Source organism: Achromobacter sp. 413638 (assembly GCF_043119405.1).
Lineage (GTDB): Bacteria > Pseudomonadota > Gammaproteobacteria > Burkholderiales > Burkholderiaceae_B > Achromobacter.
On the sequence record NZ_JBICCO010000128.1, the window covers coordinates 1 to 13,916 of the forward strand.

Consider the following 13,916-nt stretch of genomic DNA (forward strand, 5'->3'; position numbering starts at 1 on the left):
CCCCCCCCCCCCCCCCCCCCCCCCCCCCCCCCCCCCCCCCCCCCCCCCCCCCTGCTCGAGAGACGGCAATGCGCGAGCGCGCTAGTGCGCCTGCTCCCAGTTCTTGCCCACGCCCACCTCGGCCACCAACGGCACGCGCAGCTCGGCCACGTTGCACATCAGGCGCGGCAGCGCCTCGCGCACCGCCTCGATTTCGGCGTCAGGCGCTTCCAGCACCAGTTCGTCGTGGACCTGCATGATCATGCGGGTCTGCATGCCCTCGGCCTGCAGCCAGTCCTGCACGGCCACCATGGCCATCTTGATCAGGTCCGCCGCCGTGCCCTGCATGGGCGCGTTGATGGCCGCGCGTTCCGCGCCCTGGCGGCGCGGGCCCGAAGCGCCGCGGATCTCAGGCAGTTGCAGGCGGCGACCGAAGACGGTTTCCACATAGCCCTGCTCGCGAGCCAGCCGGCGCGTCTCTTCCATGTACATCGCCACGCCGGGATAGCGCGCGAAGTAGCGGTCGATATAAGCCTGCGCCGCGTCGCGCGTGATGCCCAGGTTCGACGCCAGGCCGAACACGCCCATGCCGTAGATCAGGCCGAAGTTGATGGCCTTGGCCGCGCGGCGCTGCTCGGAGCTGACCTGATCCAGCGACACGCCGAACACCTCGGATGCCGTGGCGCGGTGGATATCCTCGCCCGCCGCGAAGGCGCGCTGCAGGTTCGCGTCGTCGGACACGTGCGCCATGATGCGCAGCTCGATCTGCGAATAGTCGGCCGACAGCAGCATGCCGTTCTCGGCGATGAAGGCCTCGCGCACGCGGCGGCCCGCCTCGGTGCGCACCGGGATGTTCTGCAGGTTGGGATCCGACGAGGCCAGCCGGCCGGTGATGACCGCGGCCTGCGAATAATGCGTGTGCACCCGCCCGGTGGCCGGATTGACCATGCGCGGCAGCTTGTCGGTATAGGTGGACTTCAGCTTGGACAGGCCGCGGTATTCCAGCAGCACCTGCGGCAGCGGATAGTCCTGCGCCAGCTTGGTCAGCACTTCCTCGTCGGTGGACGGCGCGCCGCCGGCGGTCTTGCGCACCACCGGCAGTTGCATGCGGCCGAACAGGATCTCGCCCAACTGCTTGGGGGAATTCAGGTTGAAGGGCTGCCCGGCCAGCTCATAGGCCTTCTGCTCCAGTTGCAGCATTTCCTGGCCCAGCTTGTGGCTCTGGCGGCCCAGCTCGGCCGCGTCCACCTTGACGCCGTTGCGCTCGATGATGGTGAGCACCGCCGACACCTGCATTTCCAGCAGGTAGATGCGGTTCAGCCCGGCGTCGGCCTCGACCTGCGGCCGCAGCGCGTGATGCAGCTGCAGCGTGAAGTCGGCGTCCTCGGCGGCGTAGTGGCCGGCCTTGTCGACCGCGACCTCGTCGAAGCCGATCTGCTTGGCGCCCTTGCCGCACAGGTCTTCGTATGACACGCCGCTGCGGCCCAGGTAGCGCTGCGCCAGATCGTTCAGGCCCACGCCACGGTGCGATTCCAGCACATAGGCCTGCAGCATGGTGTCCTCGGCGATGCCGGCCAGCTTGATGCCTTCGTTCTCGAGCACATGGGCGTCGTACTTGGCGTGGTGCAGCAGCTTGGACCGCGAGGCGTCTTCAAGCCAGGGCTTGAGCCGCGCCAGCACCTCGTCCTTGGGCAATTGTTCCGCGCCGTCAGGCCCACGATGCGCAACCGGGATGTAGCAGGCCACGCCGGGCGCGACCGCCATCGACAGGCCCACCAGCCGGGCCTGCATTTCATCCAGCGAGGTGGTTTCGGTGTCCAGCGCCACCAGCGGCGCCTCGGCGACCTTGGCCATCCAGGCGTCGAAGGCGTCCCAATCGGCGATGATGCGGTAATCCTGTTCCGCCGGCGCCACGGGCGGCGCGGCGGCGACGCGCGCATCGCCCGCCGGCACGCGCTCGGCGTCGCCGGTCAGGTCGCGCAGCCAGGTGCGGAAACCGTAGCGCTCGTACAGTTCGACCAGGGTGGCGTCGTCGCGCTCGCGCGGCGCCAGGTCCTCGATGCTCTCGACATGACCGGTCAGGTCGCAGTCGCACTTCACCGTCAGCAGCTGGCGCGTGAGCGGGAAGTTCGGAATCGCTTCGCGCAGGTTGTTGCCGGCCACGCCCTTGACGCCGTCGGCGTCGGCGATCAGCTGGTCGATCGAACCGTACTCGGAAATCCACTTGGCCGCCGTCTTGGGGCCGACCTTGGTCACGCCGGGCACGTTGTCGACGGTGTCGCCGACCAGCATCAGGTAGTCGACGATGCGATCCGGCGGCACGCCGAACTTGTTCAGCACGCCGGCCTCGTTCAGCACTTCGCCGCTCATCGTGTTGACCAGTGTCACCTGGCTGTTGACCAGCTGGGCCAGGTCCTTGTCGCCGGTGGAGACGATGGTGTCCACGCCCTGCTCCGCCGCGCGGCAGGCCAGCGTGCCGATGATGTCGTCGGCCTCGACGCCCTCGATGGCCAGCACCGGCCAGCCCAGCGCGCGCACGGCGCGGTGAATGGGCTCGATCTGCGCCGCCAGGTCTTCGGGCATGGGCGGGCGGTGGGACTTGTAGTCCGGGTACAGGTCGTCCCGGAAGGTCTTGCCGCGCGCATCGAAAATACATGCGGCATACTCTGCCTTATGGTCAGATACAAGCTTGCGCAGCATGTTCACCACGCCGTAGAGCGCACCCGTGGGTTCGCCTTGCGCGTTGCGCAAATCAGGCATAGCGTGGAAAGCGCGGTACAAGTAGCTTGAACCGTCGACCAGCAATAAGGTTTTTTTCATGGTTACAAAGGCAGATATGAGTACACCCGCCGGCAAACAAATTCCGCTGATTATGTCAGAGATACGGACAGCGGCAGAAAAGCTCGCACACATCGGGCCCGCGGTCAGTGTCTTCGGCAGCGCACGCGTCAGTCGCAACTCCCCGCACTATGAAACCACCGTCGCCATCTCCAAGGCCCTGGCGCAGGCCGGCTTCGCCGTCATCGCCGGGGGCGGCCCCGGCATCATGGAAGCGGCCAACAAGGGCGCATTCGAAGCGGGCGGCACCAGCATCGGGCTGAACATCAGCCTGCCGCACGAGGCCCACAACAACGAATACCAGACCATCAGCCTGTCATTCGAGTACTTCTTCTCGCGCAAGGCCACCTTTTTCATGCACAGCTTCGCCTACGTGGCGATGCCGGGCGGCTTCGGCACCCTGGACGAGCTCTTCGAAGCGTTGACGCTGATCCAGACCGGCAAGGTGCCGCCCGCGCCCATCGTGCTGGTGGGCAGCGAATACTGGTCCGGCCTGGTCGAATGGCTGGGCGCGCAGCTGCTGAGCAACGGCATGATCGGCGCCCACGACCTGAACCTGTTCATCATCGAGGACGATCCGCAAAAGGTCGTGCGCAAGGTGGCGGAATTCCACGCCCAGGTCAGCAACGCCGACGCGCGCTACGCGCCCTCGCTGCCAGCTTGACGCATGGCAGGCCGCCGCTCGCGGCGGCCTTGCCTGCCCCATACCTGCCCCTTCGATGCCCCTTGGACGCCGCTTCGGCGTCGTGTCAGCGCAGGGCCTGCGTGATTACCTCGCGCGCCCTGGCGACGAAGGCATCCTCGCCGGGCCGGGCAGGCAGCACCCGGAACGCCGCCTGCGGCAACGCCGGCAGGTCCGGCGCATCCAGCCGCGCGATGCCCGGCGCCAGCGCCGACTCGTTCAGGCAGGCCACGCCCAACCCCGCCGCCAGCGCCAGTTGCAGGCCGGCCACGCCTGAGGCCACGTGCGCCACGGCATAGGCGATGCCGCCACGGGTCAGGGTGCGCTCGGCGTACTGACGCAATGCACAGGTCTCGGGCAGGGCCAGCAGCGACAGCGGGTCGCATCCTGGCCGCGCGCCTTGCGCCGCCATCCACATCAAGGGTTCGCGCCGCAGCATCTCGCCTGCCGGGATTCCGTCCGCCGCGCCGTCCTCCTGGACGACCATGGACACGCCCACGTCGATGCCGCCGCGCGCATAGGCGCTCTCGATCTCGCCGCTCTTCATGATCCTGACGTACAGCCGCAACTGCGGATATTGCTCGTTCAGCCGGCGCAGCATGCGCGCTACATCGCCGGGACGGAAATAATCCGTGATGCACAGGTTCAGCTCGCCGCGCATGGGCACGCCGCGCAGGTCGCGATAGGCCGCGTCGCTGAGCGCCAGGATGGCGCGGGCATGTTCCAGCAGGCGCAGGCCCGCTGGCGTCGCCGTCACGCCATTCTTGCCGCGCAACAACAGCGGCTGGCCGGCGCGCTCCTCAAGCTTGCGCATCTGCTCGCTGACCGAGGATTGCGACAGGAATACGCGCGGGGCGGCGGCGGTCAGGCTGCCCGCATCCAGCACGGCGACCAGGGTGCGTAGCTGATCCAGATCGAAACCGGCCATGGGCAGTCCTTATCCAACGGATTTAACGATGGATAAGATCATAAATTCCCGCTTTTCCGATGTCAACGCAACACCTAGACTGGCTCCAGCCATCCGGCCTTTCCGATCCGATCCTCCACTTGAAGGAGCCTGCCATGCCCCACATCGTCGTCCACCTGTCCGGCCAACCCGATCCCACCGTCAGCCGCCGCGTCGTCGAATCCGTCGCCGGCCTGACGCAGTCCGTGCTGGGCAAGAAGCTGCCGGTCATCGCCATCACGCTGCAGTACATCCCTCATGAACAATGGTTCATCGGCGGGCAGGCGCTGTCCGAACTGGGCAGGAACGCCTTCCACCTGGACATCAGCGTCACCGACGAGACCAACACCAAGGCGGAGAAGGCGCGCTACATCCAGGATATCTACGATGCCTTCCGGGGCATCCTGGGCGAGCTGCACGAGTGCTCGTATGTACACGTGATCGATGCGCGCGCCGCGGCGTATGGGTATGGCGGCCGGACGCAGGAATACCGGCATCAGCACGGCTGAGGCACGGGCCCCCGGAGCCAGTCTGCGAGCAGATTGTCCGGCCAAAGAAAATGCCCCTTGAGCGATCAAGGGGCATTTTCTCGTCCACGTCCGACGCGGGAAGCGCATCGCGGGGCCGGGCCCCGCGCCATGCTTACACCGCCGATTCGCGGGCGGCGCGCTTGCGCTCATGCTCTTGCAGGTAGCGCTTGCGCAGGCGGATCGACTTGGGCGTCAGTTCGACCAGTTCGTCGTCGTCGATGAATTCGACGGCGTATTCCAGCGACATCTGGATCGGCGGCACCAGGCGCACCGCTTCGTCCGTGCCGGAGGCGCGCACGTTGGTCAGCTGCTTGCCCTTGATCGGGTTCACGACCAGGTCGTTGTCGCGGCTGTGGATGCCGATGATCATGCCTTCGTACAGCGCTTCGCCCGGGTTCACGAACATGCGGCCGCGATCCTGCAGCTTCCACAGCGCGTAGGCCACGGCGTCGCCGTTGTCCTGGCTGATCAACACGCCGTTGCGGCGCTCGCCGATCGAGCCTTCCTTGATGGGCGCGTATTCGTGGAAGATGTGGCTCATCAGGCCCGTGCCGCGCGTCAGCGTCAGGAACTCGTTCTGGAAGCCGATCAGGCCACGGGCCGGGATCAGGTATTCCAGGCGGGTGCGGCCACGGCCGTCCGGCTGCATGTCCTGCAGGTCGCCCTTGCGGCGGCCCAGCTCTTCCATGACGCCGCCCTGGTGGGCGTCTTCGACGTCGATGGTCAGCGACTCGAACGGCTCGCACTTGACGCCATCGATTTCCTTGAACACCACGCGCGGACGCGACACGGCCAGCTCGTAGCCTTCGCGGCGCATCGTTTCCAGCAGAATGGTCAGGTGCAGTTCGCCGCGACCGGACACTTCGAACACGGTGTCGTCGCCCGTGTCGCGCACGCGCAGCGCCACGTTGGACTTCAGTTCGCGGTCCAGGCGGTCGCGCAGCTGGCGGCTGGTCACGAACTTGCCTTCGCGGCCGGCCAGCGGCGAGGTATTGACCATGAAGTTCATGGTCAGCGTGGGCTCGTCGATGCGCAGCATCGGCAGCGGCTCCTGCGCCACCGGATCCATCACGGTGGAACCGATGCCGATTTCCTCGATGCCGTTGATCAGCACGATGTCGCCGGCTTCGGCTTCATCCACCACCACGCGCTCCAGGCCATGGAACTTCAGCACCTGGTTGATGCGGCCACGACCGCCCTGGCCTTCAGGGCCGAACTTGTAGGCGATTTCCATGCCGGGACGCATGCGGCCACGGTTGATGCGGCCGACGCCGATCTTGCCCACGTAGCTGCTGTAGTCCAGCGAGATGATCTGCATCTGCAGCGGGGCGTTGGGATCGTCGTCGCGCTGCGGCACGTGCTGCAGGATGGCGTCGAACAGCGGGCGCATGTCACCCTCGCGCACGTCGGGGGTCAGGCCGGCATAGCCCGACAGGCCCGAGGCGTACACCACCGGGAAGTCCAGCTGCTCGTCGGTGGCGCCCAGCTTGTCGAACAGGTCGAACGTGGCGTTGATGACGAAGTCGGTGCGCGCGCCCGGACGGTCGACCTTGTTGACCACGACGATGGGCTTCAGGCCCAGGGCCAGCGCCTTGCGGGTCACGAAGATGGTCTGGGGCATCGGGCCTTCGACCGCATCGACCAGCAGCAGCACGCCGTCCACCATGGACAGCACGCGCTCGACTTCACCGCCGAAGTCCGCGTGTCCCGGGGTGTCGACGATGTTGATGTGCGTGCCCTGGTATTCGACGGCGCAGTTCTTGGCCAGAATGGTGATGCCGCGTTCCTTTTCCAGGTCGTTCGAGTCCATGACCCGTTCGGTCAGCGCCTGGTTTTCGCGGAAGGTGCCCGATTGGCGCAGCAGCTGGTCGACCAGGGTGGTCTTGCCGTGGTCCACGTGGGCAATGATGGCGACGTTGCGCAGGGCGCGAGTCATAGCGAGTCCTTTAAGGTTTTGGAAGGCAGCAGGCCCTCCGGCAATTCGTTCAATGCAAGCAATGCCTGCTTGGGGTCTGGCATGGCCTGCAAGGCGTCCAGCGTGACGGCGCGGTCCAGCGAAAACGGCCCGACGTGCGTGCGCCGCAGCGCCGCCAGGTGGGCATAGCACCCCAGCGCGCGCCCGATGTCCTGGGCCAGCGTGCGGATGTACGTGCCTTTACTGCATGCGACATCGATCTCTGCCTGCGTCCCGGACAGGGACAGCAGCTCGATGCGGTAAATCGTGACCTGGCGCGGCGGCCGCTCCAGCTCGATACCCTGCCGCGCATACTCGTACAGCGGCTTGCCGTCGCGCTTGAGCGCCGAGTACATGGGCGGAATCTGCTCGATCGTGCCCGAAAAACGTGACAGCGCATCGCGCAGCGCCTGCTTCGTGACCGTGAAGCCGGGCGCGGCCGTGGCGACGACGTTGCCGGTCAGGTCGCCGGAATCGGTTTCCTCGCCAAATTGCAGCGTAGCGCGATATGTCTTGTCGGCGTTGAGCATGGCGCCGGAAATCTTGGTCGCCCGGCCCATACAGCACAGCAAGAGGCCGGTAGCGAAAGGGTCGAGCGTGCCGGTGTGACCGGCCTTGGCCGCGTCCACCGTGCGTTTGGCGCGCTGCAGGGCGTGATTGCTCGACAAACCCACAGGTTTGTCGAGCAACAGCACACCGTCGAGCGCAAGCCCGCGTCGTTTAGCCATCGTCGGAATCCGGAAAGTTGAAGCAGCGACGACAGCCCGATCAGGACTGGTCTTCAGGTTCGTCAGGCACGCCCGAATGGGGGCCGGACCGGTTCGCGCGGTCGATGAGGATCGACATTTCAATGCCACGGGCAATCTGCTCGTCGTGGAAGAAGCGCAAAGTGGGGACAGTATGAATGTGCAGCAGCTTGTACAGCTGCGAGTGCAGCCAGCCGGCCTTCTCGTTCAGCAAGGCGGTCGCGGCCTCGGGCTCGGCGCCCAGGACCGTGAAATACACCTTCGCGTGCGCGTAGTCGGTCGACAGCTCCACTCCCGAGAGCGTGATCAGTCCAGCGCGGGTCGTGTCGATCTCGCGCTGGATGATCCCGGCCAGATCCTTCTGGATCTGGTCGGCCAGCCGCAGATTGCGGCCGGGGATGGCTTTGGACTTGTGACGGCTCATGTAGAGATAAAGCTCACGGACGCTGCCTTACAGCGTACGCGCGATTTCCTTGATTTCAAAGACTTCCAGCTGGTCGCCCACCTGGATGTCATTGTTGCCGCGCAGCGTAAGACCGCAGTCGAAGCCCGACTTGACTTCCTTGACGTCGTCCTTGAAGCGGCGCAGCGATTCCAGATGGCCGGTCCACTGGACAACGTTGTTGCGCAGCAGGCGGACTTGCGAGTCGCGCTTGACCAGACCGTCCAGCACCATACAACCGGCGATGTTGCCGATGCGGGAGATGCTGTAGACCTCGCGGATCTCGACCAGGCCGATGACTTCTTCCTTCTTCTCGGGCGCCAGCATGCCCGACATGGCTGCCTTCACTTCATCCACGGCGTCGTAGATGATGTTGTAGTAGCGCACGTCGATGCCGTTGGACTCGGCCAGCTTCTTGGCGCTGGCTTCGGCGCGGACGTTGAAGCCGATCACCACGGCGTTGGACGCGATGGCCAGGTTGATGTCGCTTTCCGAGATGCCGCCCACGGCGGCGTGCACGACCTGCACGCGCACTTCGTCGGTGGACAGCTTGGTCAGCGACTGCACCAGCGCTTCCTGCGAGCCCTGGACGTCGGTCTTGACGATCAGCGCCAGGGTCTGCGTGCCTTCGCCCAGGTTGTCGAACATGGATTCCAGCTTGGCGGCCTGCTGGCGAGCCAGCTTGACGTCGCGGAACTTGCCTTGGCGGAACAGCGCGATTTCGCGCGCCTTGCGCTCGTCGGACAGCACCATCAGTTCGTCGCCGGCGGCCGGGACTTCGGTCAGGCCCTGGATTTCCACGGGGATCGACGGACCGGCTTCCTGGATGGGCTTGCCGTTCTCGTCCAGCATGGCGCGCACGCGGCCAAAGCTGGCGCCAGCCAGCACCACGTCGCCGCGATGCAGCGTGCCGCTTTGCACCAGGATGGTGGCGACCGGGCCGCGGCCCTTGTCCAGGCGGGCTTCGATGACCAGGCCCTTGGCGGAGGCGTCGACCGGCGCCTTCAGTTCCAGTACTTCGGCTTGCAGCAGGACGTTCTCGAGCAGATCGTCGATGCCTTCGCCGGTCTTGGCGGACACGGCCACGAAGGGCACGTCGCCGCCGTATTCTTCCGGCACCACTTCCTCGGCGACCAGTTCCTGCTTGACGCGGTCGGGGTTGGCGCTGGGCTTGTCGATCTTGGTCATGGCCACGACCATGGGCACGCCGGCGGCCTTCGCATGGTGGATGGCTTCACGGGTCTGCGGCATCACGCCGTCGTCCGCCGCGCACACCAGGATGACGATGTCGGTGGCCTTGGCGCCACGGGCGCGCATGGCGGTGAACGCCTCGTGGCCCGGGGTGTCGAGGAAGGTGACCATGCCGCGCTCGGTTTCGACGTGGTAAGCGCCGATGTGCTGCGTGATGCCGCCGGCTTCGCCCGCGGCGACCTTGGCGCGGCGGATGTAGTCCAGCAGCGAGGTCTTGCCGTGGTCGACGTGGCCCATGACGGTCACGACCGGCGCGCGCGGCAGTTGCTCGGATTCCGACACGGTGGCCGATTCGTCCAGGAAGGCTTCCGGATCGTCCAGCTTGGCGGCGATGGCGACGTGGCCCAGTTCCTCGACCACGATCATGGCCGTTTCCTGGTCCAGCACCTGGTTGATGGTGACCATCTGGCCCAGCTTCATCAGGTGCTTGATGACTTCCGCGGCCTTGACGGACATCTTGTGCGCCAGGTCGGCCACGCTGATGGTCTCGGGCACGTGGACTTCACGCGCGATGAATTCCTGCGGCGCCGGCTCGTTGCGGCGATCGTTCTGCTGGTTGCGACCGCCACGGCCGCCGGACTTGCCGCCGCCCTTGCCGCCGGCGCGCCAGCCGTCGCGGCTGGCAGGCGCCGCCGGCTTGTCGGCCGGCTTCTTGCGGGAGGCGTCGTCGGACCAGGTCGAGGAGACTTCGGCCGTCTTGATGGTCTTCTTCGAACCGGGAGCGCCCGGCTTGGCGTCCTTCTTGGCGGCGCCAGCGGGCGCGGCGGCGGTCTTGCCGGCCGGCTTGTGCAGCGTGCCCGACAGAGGCGCGGCAGGCGCTTCCGGCTCGGGAGCGCGCAGCACCTTGCGCGGACGGTTCAGCATCTCGCGCAGCGCGGCGGCTTCGGCCTCGGCGGCGCGGCGCGCTTCGTCGCGGGCGGCGTTGGACGCCACCGGCGGCATGGCGCGACGCGTGTCGGCGGGACGGGCGGCCTTGGGCGCGGCGGCGGGTTCAGCCTTCGCGGGCGCCTTGGCGGGTTCGGACTTGGCGGCGGGCTGCTGGGCCTGCGCGGCAGGCGCGGCGGCCTGCGAGGAAGAGGATTCTGACTTGGTAGCTAGCACAACGGGTTCCGGCTTGGCTTCTTCAGCCTTGGGCTCGGCGGGTTCAGTCTTGACTTCGGGCTTGGCCTCTTGGGCCACGGGCTCGGCAGGAGCGGGTGCCGGCGTCGATTCGGACTCGGGCTGCGCCTGGACTTCAGGGGCCTGTTCCTTGACGGGGGCGGGCGCTTCGGCCGCGACGGATTCAACGGGCGCAGCCGCTTGCGCCGGCTCGGACGCTTCGACTACGACGGGCTTGGCCTCGGGCGCCGGCTCGGCGGGAGCCTGCGCCTGCACGGGCGCGGCTTCGCGGATCGGCTCCTGGGGAGCGGCGGGCGCGGCCGTTGCCGGCACGCTCGCTTCTTCTGCGGCAGCGGCGGCGGCTTCTTCTTCCGCTCGCACGGCGGCGGCGTGCTCTTGCGCCAGTTCGGACGGATCGCGCTTGACGAAGACGCGTTTCTTGCGCACTTCGACCTGGATAGTGCGCGAGCGACCGGTGGCGTCCGCCTGACGGATCTCGGAGGTCTGGCGCCGCGTCAGGGTGATCTTCTTGCCTTCGGTCGCGCCGTGGGCCCGACGCAGCGAGTCGAGCAATTTCGCCTTGTCGCTGTCGGTGACGGAATCGTCAACCGATTTGAGGTCAACGCCAGCCGAACGCAACTGCTCCAGCAGCACGTTGGCAGGCATTTTCAGCTCGGTAGCGAACTGGGCGACGGTGTTACTCGACATTAGGCTCTCTCTTCCCTATATGCAGCTATGACAAACAACGTGAACTCGCGGCGGATGAAAGCGCTCCGTCCGCCGCGGACGCGTGTCCTTATGGTTATTCCTCGTCGAACCAATGGGCACGGGCACGCATGATCAGATCGCTGGCTTCCTGCTCGGTCAGACCGGCGATTTCCGCCAGCTCGTCCGTCGCCAGTTCGGCCAGATCGTCACGCGTATGCACCTGACGCTCGGCCAGCTTGGCAGCCAGCTCGGGCGTCACGCCTTCGAGTTCCAACAGATCCTGCGCGGTCTCAAGACGCTCTTCCTGGGCGATCGCCTCGGTCAGCAGCGCATTGCGGGCGCGGGCACGCAACTCATTGATGGTGTCTTCGTCGAACGCCTCGATTTCCAGCAGTTCCTGCATGGGAACGTAGGCGATTTCCTCGATACCGGTAAAGCCTTCGTCGATCAGGATGTCAGCGACTTCCTCGTCGACGTCCAGCTTGTTCATGAACGTGGCGCGCAGCGCGGACCGCTCGACTTCCTGGCGGTTCAGGCTTTCTTCCGGCGTCATGATATTGATCTGCCAGCCGGTCAGCTCGGACGCCAGGCGCACGTTCTGGCCCTTGGCGCCGATGGCCTTGGGCAGGTTTTCCTCGTCCACCACCACGTCCATCGCGTGCTTGTCCTCGTCGACGACGATGGACTCGACGTTGGCCGGGGCCAGCGCGCCGATCACGAACTGCGCCGGGTCTTCGGACCACAGCACGATATCGACCTGTTCGCCGCCCAGCTCGTTGCGGACCGCGGTCACGCGCGAACCGCGCATGCCCACGCAGGTGCCGATGGGATCGATGCGCTTATCGTAAGCCACCACGGCGATCTTCGCACGCACGCCGGGATCACGGGCGGCGGCCTTGATTTCGAGCAGGCCCTGCTCGATCTCGGGCACTTCGTTTTCGAACAGCTGGCGGATGAATTCCGGCGAGGTGCGCGACAGGATGACCTGCTGGCCACGGGCGGCGTGGTCCACGCGCAGCACATAGGCGCGCACGCGGTCGGCCACGCGCAGGTTTTCCTTCGGGATCATTTCCGAGCGCGGCAGGCGGGCTTCGATCTTGCCGGTCTCGACGATGACGTCGCCCTTGTCCATGCGCTTGATGGTGCCGGACACGATGGTCTCGCCACGATCCAGGAAGTCGTTCAGGACCTGCTCGCGCTCGGCGTCGCGGATCTTCTGCAGGATCGCCTGCTTGGCGGCCTGGGCGCCGATGCGGCCGAACTCGACGGGCTCGAGGGCCTCTTCGATGTATTCGCCAGCCTGGATGCCAGGCACCATTTCCTGGGCGTCCGACAGCATTTCCTGCTTGTCTGGCTCTTGCAGGCCCGCTTCGTCGGGCACGACCAGCCACCGGCGGAACCCTTCGTGGCTGCCGGTTTCCCTATCGATGGAGACGCGGATTTCGGCGTCGTCCTTGAAACGCTTTTTCATGGCCGAGGCCAGCGCACTTTCGAGTGCTCCGAATACCACGTCGCGCGTGACGTTCTTTTCGCGCGCCAAGGCATCGACCAACAGAAGAATTTCGCGACTCATCGCTTTTTGCCCTTGAAATCCAGAACGGGGTCCAGTTTTGCGCGCTCGACATCGTCGAGCGAGAAGTTCAACACCTGCACTTCGTTCTTCTTTGCCTCAAATTCGAGACCGAACACGGTCTTTTGCGCCTGGCCGGCTTGCGGCTCGGCGTCATCCTCGGGCACGACCAGCGTGCCGGAGAAGACCTTGCGTCCATCCATGGCCTCGCGCAGCTTGATCTCGATGCGCTCGCCCGCGAAACGGCGGAACTCGGCCTCGGTGCGCAGCGGACGGTCCACGCCCGGCGAACCGACTTCGAGCCGCTTGTAGTCGACGTTCTCGACTTCGTACACCCGCGACAGCTGGCGAGACACCTGCTCACAGTCTTCGATGCGCACGCCGCCGATCCGATCGATCGTCACGCGCAAAAGGCCCAGGGCGGCACGCTCGACGTCGACGAGTTCGACGTCCATGCCGGCCAGAGCCTCTTCGGTCAATGCGAATAAATCAGCCATATACTCAAAAAAAATGGGCTGCACGCCCAGCCCATCGTATTGCGCAATGCCCGGCCGCTGCCCTACTTCACGTAAGGAGCAATGCCAGGCAGCGCCCAAATTGCGACCTAAAAATGCGGCAATCGGCCCCGGCCGATTTGCCCTGCCTCGCCCGCGCACGCCCCAAAAAGGCACCGCTGGCAAAAGCGCCGCTTTGCGCCTCGCCCTTCAAGCCTGCCTGATGCTTGCATTTCTGCTGGCATCACTTGCGGGTATCCCCTGTATAGGGGCAACCCGCAGGGCTGGCGAAGGCACGCAAAGACGCGAAAGCCATGAAAACCATTGATTTTACCAGATAAACCGGAAAAATACCTGATACCTCACGGGCTTACGATTAAGCGGGACGAATCAGCCGGCAAGCCCCGCCAGCAGCCGCTCCGCCAAGAGGGTGGAACGACCTCAAGCAAGCGCCGGCCAGGACTCAGCGCCCCTGACGACCCCGGCCGCCACCCAGCACGCCCAGACGCGACTCGTGCGCGCTGGCGCCGCGCGGCTGCCAATCATCGCCTCGCGGCGCGGAACCGCGCGACGAACGCGACTTATTGCCGCCCTGCCCCGCGCTCTTGCCAGCCTGACCGCCCGCGCCCTTGCCCGCGGCGCGCGACCCTTCGGCCTTGTTGCCGCCGCGACCGGCCC

10 protein-coding genes and 1 pseudogene are annotated in these 13,916 nt (G+C 66.1%); 2 read left to right on the top strand and 9 right to left on the bottom strand.

The features are described 5' to 3' along the window. Window positions 1–81: 81 nt before the first annotated feature. On the bottom strand, window positions 82–2,799 hold the full coding sequence (polA, locus tag ACEU5R_RS30525) for a DNA polymerase I (protein WP_392413548.1): 2,718 nt from the start codon (window positions 2,797–2,799) through the stop codon (window positions 82–84). Window positions 2,800–2,851: 52 nt separating this feature from the next. Here polA and ACEU5R_RS30530 point away from each other — a divergent pair, with 52 nt between their 5' ends. Further along, window positions 2,852–3,481, top strand: a complete 630-nt coding sequence (locus ACEU5R_RS30530; RefSeq protein WP_103273404.1) for a TIGR00730 family Rossman fold protein — start codon at window positions 2,852–2,854, stop codon at window positions 3,479–3,481. 85 nt (window positions 3,482–3,566) lie between these two features. Here ACEU5R_RS30530 and ACEU5R_RS30535 read toward each other — a convergent pair whose 3' ends face one another. Next, window positions 3,567–4,427 carry a LysR family transcriptional regulator gene (locus ACEU5R_RS30535; RefSeq protein ID WP_392413550.1) on the bottom strand — a complete coding sequence of 287 codons (861 nt, stop codon included), beginning with the start codon at window positions 4,425–4,427 and terminating at the stop codon, window positions 3,567–3,569. Window positions 4,428–4,561: 134 nt separating this feature from the next. Between ACEU5R_RS30535 and ACEU5R_RS30540 the strand changes: the two genes are divergently transcribed. After that, window positions 4,562–4,954 (top strand): 4-oxalocrotonate tautomerase, encoded by a 393-nt coding sequence (locus ACEU5R_RS30540; protein WP_103273402.1) that lies wholly within the window; start codon window positions 4,562–4,564, stop codon window positions 4,952–4,954. Between the two features lie 133 nt (window positions 4,955–5,087). Here the strand turns inward: ACEU5R_RS30540 and typA are convergent, their stop codons facing one another. From typA to ACEU5R_RS30575, 7 genes and pseudogenes are all read right to left on the bottom strand, one after another. Further along, window positions 5,088–6,911, bottom strand: a complete 1,824-nt coding sequence (gene typA / locus ACEU5R_RS30545; protein WP_103273401.1) for a translational GTPase TypA — start codon at window positions 6,909–6,911, stop codon at window positions 5,088–5,090. Further along, window positions 6,908–7,657 carry a tRNA pseudouridine(55) synthase TruB gene (gene truB / locus ACEU5R_RS30550; protein ID WP_392413552.1) on the bottom strand — a complete coding sequence of 250 codons (750 nt, stop codon included), beginning with the start codon at window positions 7,655–7,657 and terminating at the stop codon, window positions 6,908–6,910. The genes typA and truB overlap by 4 nt, the downstream gene beginning before the upstream one ends. Before the next feature lie 40 nt (window positions 7,658–7,697). After that, a complete protein-coding gene (gene rbfA, locus ACEU5R_RS30555; protein ID WP_103273399.1) occupies window positions 7,698–8,099 on the bottom strand; it encodes a 30S ribosome-binding factor RbfA in 402 nt (133 codons plus the stop codon). Window positions 8,100–8,126: 27 nt separating this feature from the next. Beyond that, window positions 8,127–11,174: a translation initiation factor IF-2 gene (gene infB / locus ACEU5R_RS30560; protein ID WP_392413554.1), complete on the bottom strand. Its 3,048-nt coding sequence runs from the start codon at window positions 11,172–11,174 to the stop codon at window positions 8,127–8,129. Window positions 11,175–11,268: 94 nt separating this feature from the next. Continuing rightward, complete coding sequence (nusA, locus tag ACEU5R_RS30565) at window positions 11,269–12,747, bottom strand: transcription termination factor NusA (RefSeq protein WP_212318337.1); 1,479 nt, start codon at window positions 12,745–12,747, stop codon at window positions 11,269–11,271. Next, entirely contained in the window at window positions 12,744–13,241 is a 498-nt protein-coding gene (rimP, locus tag ACEU5R_RS30570) for a ribosome maturation factor RimP (RefSeq protein WP_103273396.1), read from the bottom strand. The genes nusA and rimP overlap by 4 nt, the downstream gene beginning before the upstream one ends. A 460-nt stretch (window positions 13,242–13,701) precedes the next feature. Beyond that, window positions 13,702–13,916 (bottom strand): annotated as a pseudogene (locus ACEU5R_RS30575) (23S rRNA pseudouridylate synthase B); the annotation flags it as partial.

Bases quoted from the DNA above. Each gene is read 5' to 3' on its own strand.
- ACEU5R_RS30530 (WP_103273404.1), top strand. From the start codon at position 2,852: ATGTCAGAGATACGGACAGCGGCAGAAAAGCTCGCACACATCGGGCCC.
- rbfA (WP_103273399.1), bottom strand. From the start codon at position 8,099: ATGAGCCGTCACAAGTCCAAAGCCATCCCCGGCCGCAATCTGCGGCTG.
- ACEU5R_RS30540 (WP_103273402.1), top strand. From the start codon at position 4,562: ATGCCCCACATCGTCGTCCACCTGTCCGGCCAACCCGATCCCACCGTC.
- infB (WP_392413554.1), bottom strand. From the start codon at position 11,174: ATGTCGAGTAACACCGTCGCCCAGTTCGCTACCGAGCTGAAAATGCCT.
- rimP (WP_103273396.1), bottom strand. From the start codon at position 13,241: ATGGCTGATTTATTCGCATTGACCGAAGAGGCTCTGGCCGGCATGGAC.
- truB (WP_392413552.1), bottom strand. From the start codon at position 7,657: ATGGCTAAACGACGCGGGCTTGCGCTCGACGGTGTGCTGTTGCTCGAC.
- nusA (WP_212318337.1), bottom strand. From the start codon at position 12,747: ATGAGTCGCGAAATTCTTCTGTTGGTCGATGCCTTGGCGCGCGAAAAG.
- polA (WP_392413548.1), bottom strand. From the start codon at position 2,799: ATGAAAAAAACCTTATTGCTGGTCGACGGTTCAAGCTACTTGTACCGC.
- ACEU5R_RS30535 (WP_392413550.1), bottom strand. From the start codon at position 4,427: ATGGCCGGTTTCGATCTGGATCAGCTACGCACCCTGGTCGCCGTGCTG.
- typA (WP_103273401.1), bottom strand. From the start codon at position 6,911: ATGACTCGCGCCCTGCGCAACGTCGCCATCATTGCCCACGTGGACCAC.